General features: G+C 69.4%; 3 protein-coding genes and 1 pseudogene. All 4 read left to right on the forward strand.

Annotated features, from left to right (window positions below; all coding sequences use genetic code 11):
- Positions 1–896: ricin-type beta-trefoil lectin domain protein (locus ABZ260_RS42755; RefSeq protein ID WP_355629296.1), on the forward strand; the 896-nt coding region annotated here is incomplete at its 5' end.
- 232 nt (positions 897–1,128) lie between these two features.
- Positions 1,129–1,239 (forward strand): annotated as a pseudogene (locus ABZ260_RS42760) (LacI family DNA-binding transcriptional regulator); the annotation flags it as partial.
- 744 nt (positions 1,240–1,983) lie between these two features.
- Entirely contained in the window at positions 1,984–4,911 is a 2,928-nt protein-coding gene (locus ABZ260_RS42765; RefSeq protein ID WP_355629300.1) for a lectin, read from the forward strand.
- 146 nt (positions 4,912–5,057) lie between these two features.
- Positions 5,058–7,350, forward strand: a 2,293-nt coding sequence (locus ABZ260_RS42770) for an NEW3 domain-containing protein (RefSeq protein ID WP_355629303.1), incomplete at its 3' end; no start/stop codon positions are given.

The raw sequence follows: 7,350 nt of genomic DNA on the forward strand, positions 1-7,350 counted from the left end.
CCGGCCCGCCCGCCCTGGGTCACCACCACCACCTGGGACCCCCGGGCGGGCCCATCCACCAGATCGTCGCTAACATCCCGGGCTGGGCGGGTACAAACGGCCCCCCCACGGTGCTGCTGCACATCGGCACCAACGACATACTGCAGAACTACAACGTGGCCGGTGCGCCCCAACGTCTGTCGACCCTGATCGATCGCATCACCACGGCCGTGCCGGACGCGGACGTGTTCGTCGCCACCATCATCCCGCTGTCGTCGGCGAGCCAGGAGTCCGCCGTCCGTACCTTCAACGCGGCCGTCCCCGGCATCGTGCAGAACAAGGTGAACAGTGGCAAGCGCGTCCACCTGGTCGACATGCACAGCAAGCTGACCACGTCCGACCTGATCGACGGCATCCACCCCACCGCCGGCGGCTACGACAAGATGGCCGCCGCCTGGTACGCGGCACTCCAGTCGGTCTCCGGCAGCATCGGCCAGCCCGGCGGCCCCAGCCCGACGCCGACGCCCTCACCCGCGAGCGGGATCCGCGGCGTGGGTTCGGGCAGATGCCTGGACGTCGCCAACGTCTCGCAGGCCAACGGCGCGCAGGTGCAGATCTGGGACTGCAACGGGCAGGCCAACCAGCAGTGGACGCCGACCGGCTCGGGTGAGCTCCGGGTGTACGGCAACAAGTGCCTGGACGTGTCCAACATGGGCACGGCCGACGGCACGGGGGTGCATATCTGGGACTGCAACGGCCAAAGCAACCAGAAGTGGCGCCTCAACAGCGACGGAAGCATCACCGCGCTCGGCGCCGGCAAGTGCCTGGACGTACCCAACTACTCCACCGCCAACGGCGTCAAACTCCAGATCTGGTCCTGCGGCGGCGCCCCCAATCAGCGCTGGACCCGCGTCTGACGCGGGTAAGGCGCACGGGGCGGTCTCGGGCGCCGGCATGACGGGAGCCAGCCCCAAGAGGCCGCCCCGGCGAAGCGCGAAGTCGGCGCGCGGTACTCATCGGCGTTCGTATCCGGCCTGCACGGTGATATGTGAAGTTCTTGACGCAATCCGCTGTTAGCGCTCACGTTCTTCCTGGATCGCATGAGAGGAGCGCCGGGTGGGACCTGGCCCGAGGCGTCGCCCGCCCATCATGGCGGACGTGGCGAAGGTTGCGGGCGTGTCGCATCAGACGGTCTCGCGTGTGCTCAACGAGCATCCCAACGTCAGCGAGGAGACTCGGACCCAGGTTCTGCGCGCGATCGACCTGTCGGTTGTGGCCGATGACCGGCCGGGGGCCGGGGGAAGAGGCGCTGCCGGATCTCGCCGCGGTGGTCGTCGAGGTCGCCTTTACGGCGGGTCGGGCGGCGCCCGATCAGTACGATACATCTGAACGTTTCACGCGGGAGAATTCGGTGCAGTTGGCCGCGTGTCGGACATCATCGCAGCTGGCGGCGGAAAACGGCTAACTATCGCCAGAGTCTCGGTGTGCATATTGCGAAATAAGTAGGCTTAAGGCCTTGACGGGCATAAGCGGCCGGAACGTAATTGGTAGTGAGGTCCCGGGGACGCTCTTTCCGGTGCCTTCGCGGCTGGATCACATGAGCGGGATGTGGAGGCGCTTCGCGGCCCTTCGCGTCGTGGTCGGCCATGTCGACATCCACAGCCTCGCCTCACCATGCCCTCCTTCGAGGTGTCACCGGTGAGGCGCGCCATCCCGGGAGAAGCACGTGACCGATCGAACGAGCTCCGCGGACGAGGTCGGCCTTGATCCGGCGTGACCGCCCCCTCGGGGTCATGACGGCCGGGAGACCGCTTCGATCGGTCCACCGAACGCAGTCATCATGCCGTGGAGCGGCATGATCCGGCCGACCTCGTGGCCGGATCCGCGCAGTCGGCCACCGTCGTACACCTCCCCGTTCGACGACGGCCTCCACCTCGGGAAGGGCGCCACCCACCTGAGGAGGGCGTGACCTGACCCACACCCCCACCCCCCAAAGGAACCACCGTGCAACCACCTTCGCCCGCCGGGGCGCTCAGACCGGTCCTGACCGGCATCGTCGCCGCGGCGCTGGCCGCGGCGATCACGCTCGTCGCCCCGGTCACCTCCACCCTCGCGGCCACCCCGACCCTGCACGCGTCATCGTCCGGCGCCGGCGGTGCGGGTTCGCCGTACCAGGCGCTCGCGCTGGACATCCCGGCGTCCGACTACCAGCAGGTGCCGCTCGCGTCGGGTGGCAACGAACTGGGTGAGGCGATGTCACTGGCCGTGATGCCGAACCGATCGGTCCTCCACACGGCCCGCGACGGCACGTTGCGCGTGACCGACGTCAACGGCAATACGAAGGTGGCCGCCAGGCTCAACGTCTACACCCATGACGAGGAGGGCCTCCAGGGCGTGGCGGTCGATCCGAACTTCGCCACGAACCGGTACGTCTGGCTGTACTACTCGCCCCGGCTGAGCACGCCGAACGGCGACGCCCCGGCCACCGGCACCCAGTCGCAGTTCGACCAGTGGAAGGGCGAGTTCTACCTGTCGCGGTTCACCCTCAAATCGGATGACACGCTCGACACGGCCAGCGAGAAAGTGGTCCTGCGGGTCGCCAACGACCGCGGCCAGTGCTGTCACGCGGGCGGCGACCTCGACTTCGACGCCCAGGGCAACCTGTACCTGACCACCGGCGACGACACCAACCCCTTCGAGTCGAGTGGCTACTCCCCGCTGGACGAGCGGACCAACCGCAACCCGCAGTACGACGCCCAGCGCTCGTCCGCCAACACCAACGACCTGCGCGGCAAGCTCCTGCGGATCAAGCCGCAGGCGGACGGCACCTACACGATCCCCAGTGGCAACCTGTTCGCGCCGGGGACGTGGGGGACACGGCCGGAGATCTACGCGATGGGTTTCCGCAACCCGTTCCGGATGAGCGTCGACAAGGCGACCGGCGTCGTCTACCTGGGCGACTACGGGCCGGACGCGGGGGCGACCAACTCCAACCGGGGGCCGAGCGGTCAGGTGGAGTTCAACCGCGTCACCGCTGCCGGCAACTACGGCTGGCCGTACTGCACGGGTTCCAACACCACCAGCGAGACCTACAACGAGTGGGACTTCGCCTCCAACAGCACCGGCCCGAAGTACAACTGCTCGGGAGGCCCGACCAACAACTCCTTCCGCAACACCGGCCTGACCACGCTGCCCGCGGCGAAGCCGGCGTGGATCAAGTACGCCGGTGACTCCGGCTCGCCGCCGGAGTTCGGCAGCGGCTCGGAGTCTCCGATGGGCGGTCCGGTCTACCGGTACGACCCGAACCTGAACTCAAGCGTCAAGTTCCCCCAGTCGCTCGACGGCCGGTTCTTCGCCGGCGAGTACGGCCGCCGCTGGATCAAGGCCATCGAGGTGAAGAGCGACGGCGGCTACGGGGAGATCTCCGCGTTCCCCTGGTCGGGGACGCAGGTGATGGACATGGCCTTCGGCCCCGACGGGGCGTTGTACGTGCTGGACTACGGCACCGGGAGCAACAACCAGGCGCTCTACCGGATCGAGTACATCGGCCAGGCCAACCGCAACCCGATCGCCAGGGCCTCGGCCGACAAGATCTCGGGACCGGCTCCGCTGACGGTGAACTTCTCCTCGGCGGGCAGTTCCGACCCCGAGGGCGGCGCGCTGACGTACTCGTGGAACTTCGGCGACGGCACCACCTCCACCGCCGCCAACCCGAGCAAGACCTACACCACCAACGGCGCGTACACCGCCACGCTCACCGTCCGCGACCCGCAGGGGCTGACCGGAAGCGCGAGCGTCGCCGTGACCGTCGGCAACACCGCCCCTGCCGTCACGCTCACGACCCCCGGCGACGGCCAGCTGTTCTCCTTCGGCGACACGGTGCCCTTCCAGGTCACCGTGAGCGATCCGGAGGACGGCACGATCGACTGCTCGAAGGTGACGGTCACCTACTCGCTCGGCCATGACAGCCACGCCCACCAGATCACCTCCCAGACCGGCTGCGGCGGCTCCATCGCGGTGCCGGTCGACGGCGAGCACGACGCCGCGGCGAACATCTTCGGCGTCTTCGTGGCCTCCTACACCGACAGGGGTGGCCTGACCTCCACCAGCAGCCGGACGCTGCAGCCACGGCACCGGCAGGGTGAGCACTTCGGCGCCCAGCAGGGCGTACAGACGGCCGACCACACCGGCGCCGAGGGCGGCAAGACCGTGGGCTTCGTCGACGACGGCGACTGGATCTCCTTCCAGCCGTACAACCTGAGCAACACCAACAGGGTCACCGCACGGGTGTCCTCGGCGGGCGCGGGCGGCCGGATCGAGGTCCGGGCGGGCTCGGCCACGGGCACGCTGCTGGGAACGGTGAACGTCGCGAGCACCGGTAGCTGGGAGACCTTCGCCGACGTCTCGGCCAACCTGAGCGGCGCGCCGGCCGGAGCCACGACGCTGTACCTCGTCTTCCGCGGCTCGACCGGCCAGGGCTACCTGTTCGACCTGGACGCCTTCACCTTCGGCACCGGTACGACGCCCTCTCCGACGCCTTCCGGTGACACGGGCGCGTTGCGCGGGGTGGGGTCGGGCCGGTGCCTGGACGTCGTCGGCGCCTCGCAGGCCAACGGCGCCGCGGTGAACATCTGGGACTGCAACGGGGGGACCAACCAGCGGTGGACCTCCAACAGCTCGGGTGAGCTGCGGGTGTACGGCAACAAGTGCCTGGACGTGAGCGGGGCCGGGACCGCCGACGGCACCGCGGTGCTCATCTGGAACTGCAACGGCCAGGACAACCAGAAGTGGCGCCTGAACGCCGACGGCACCGTCACCGCGATCGGAAGCGGCAAGTGCCTGGACGTGTCCGGCTTCGGCACCGCCAACGGCACCAAGGTGCACATCTGGACCTGCCAGGGCGGCACCAACCAGAAATGGACCCGGGGATGACCGCGATGTGACACGACCCTGGAGCCGGTCCGCCCCCGGCGACCGGCTCCAGCGGGGGGCCTCGCCGGACGGGAGCGGTCGGCGCGGCAGAGGGCGTGCCCGGTGAGCGGGCGGTTGGATTCTCGGACCGGAAGAAAGGAGCGCACGTGCGTCCGTCGTTCGTGCCGCGCAGACGTACATCGGCCGCGACCCGGGCGGAAGCCGTCCGGGCGGGCCACACGATCGTGGTCGCGCCCACCGGAGCCGGGAACGCCGACGACAGGGGGCCGGGCAGTACGGACCGGCCATTGGCGACCTTGAGGGAGGCACAGCGACGGGCGCGCGACGCCGCGTCCGAGGGGAACCGCGGCGTCACCGTCCTGCTCCTGGACGGGACCTACCGGCTGGCCTCGCCGCTGCGCTTCGACGCCGCCGACTCCGGCCGGAACGGGCATACCGTGACCTGGAAGGCGGCGCGCGGAGCCACGCCCGTGCTGAGCGGTGCCCGGCCCGTCACCGGCTGGGAACCCGACGCCGCCGCCGCGGGCGTCTACAGGGCCCACGTCGGCACCGGATTCGACAGCCGGCAGCTCTACGTCGACGGAATCCCGGCACAGCGTGCGCGGATCGAGCTGGCACGCGACGACATCACGCTGATCCCGACCGGCTTCACCATCGACAACCCGGACCTCGCCTACCTGGCCACCCTGCCCGACCAGGGGCGCATCGACTTCCAGGCGATGCTGTCGTTCACCAACCGGTTCGCGCCGGTGCAGAGCATCTCCGGCTCGACGGTCGTCATGCGGCAGCCGGCCTGGGACAACAACACCTACGGCTACGACACCGTCCAAGCTCCGTTTCGCACGCCGAGGTTCTTCCTGCTCAACTCCATGAGCTTTCTGGACGAGCCAGGCGAGTGGTATCTGGACACCGCGGCGGGGACGCTCCACTACAAGCCGCTTCCGGGGCAGGACATCTCGCGCGCGCGGGTGGAGTTGCCGCGGCTGGAATCGCTGGTCCAGATCGGCGGCACCTACGACGAGCCCGCCCGCGACCTGCGGTTCGAGGGCCTGACCTTCACCGGCACCACGTGGCTGCACCCCGGCTCGCCCGACGGGTACGCGAACCAGCAGACCGGCGTGTTCATCAGTGGCGTCCAGCCCCACCGGCCGTCCGACGCGTTCACCTCGTGTTCCTCCGGCTGCGCGGGACTGGAGGCGTCTCGTGACGGCTGGGCGCAGGCGGCCGCGGCGGTACAGGTGTCGGCGGCGGACGGCATCGAGTTCGTCGGCACCACCTTCGCCAATCTCGGTTCCGTCGGGCTCGGCATCGGCAACGACGCCAACGCCCACGCCACCGGCGTGGGACTGGGCGCGCACAGGGTTTCGGTCGTGGGGAGCACGTTCACCGCGAGCTCCGGCGGCGGCATCGTGGTCGGCGGCGTACGCCCCGACGCGCACCACCCGTCCGACCCTCGTATGGTCAACAGCGACATCGTGCTCAGCGACAACCGCGTCCACGCGACCGCGCTCGAATACCTGGATCAGGCCGCGATCCTCGCCAGCTATGTCACACGGCTGACCATCGAGCACAATTACGTCTCCGACATGCCCTACATAGGCATCGGAGTCGGCTACGGCTGGGGCGCCAACGACCTGGGAGGCAGCCCCGACTACCTCGACCGGGGGCTCTACGACTTCCAGCCGATCCACGGCACGCCGACGACTCTGAGCGACGTCCGCGTCGTGGGCAACCACGTGCGCAACGTCGTGCAGACGATGTCCGATGCCGGCTGCATCTACACGCTCTCGGCGATGCTCCACAGCCGCATCGACGAGAACTACTGCGAGAACAGCGGGCAGTTCGGCCTGTACTTCGACGAGGGTTCCCGATACCTGAGCGTGAGCCACAACGTGTTCGTCGACACCGCGGGGCAGTGGGCGCACGCCAACAACCGGAACGGCAATCACACCGGCGACCTCACGCTGATCGAGAACTACGCGACCAACCCCGCCGTCACCGGCATCGCCGACGGCGACCGCGGCAACGTCGTCCGCGGCAATATCACCGTCACCGAAGGCAACCTCCCGATCGAAGCCAGCCGGGTGATCTACAACGCGGGCCCCACCGGTCCGTACCGCGGCGCCCCCGACCCGCGGCGTCCCCCGGTCGGCGCCTTCCTCGCGGCCGATCCGGTCCCCGTGGGGGCCGGTGATCCGACCATCGTCACCGCCACGGTGAGGAACCTGGGCGACCGTCCGGTCACCGGCCTGACCGTCTCGATCACCGTCCCCGGAGGCTGGCGGGCCGAACGCGCAGGCAGGCCGGTGGGACGCGCGCTGCCCCCCGGCGCCTCGGCCACCGAGAGTCACGCCTCGACGACCTCCTGGCGGAGCACGGTGGCGACGAGCCGGACGACCCGGATGGAGGGCCGAGCGGTTCCGGCGGTCCGGGCGATTC

The sequence above is a fragment of the Streptosporangium sp. NPDC006013 genome (genome assembly GCF_040614275.1).
GTDB lineage: Bacteria > Actinomycetota > Actinomycetes > Streptosporangiales > Streptosporangiaceae > Streptosporangium.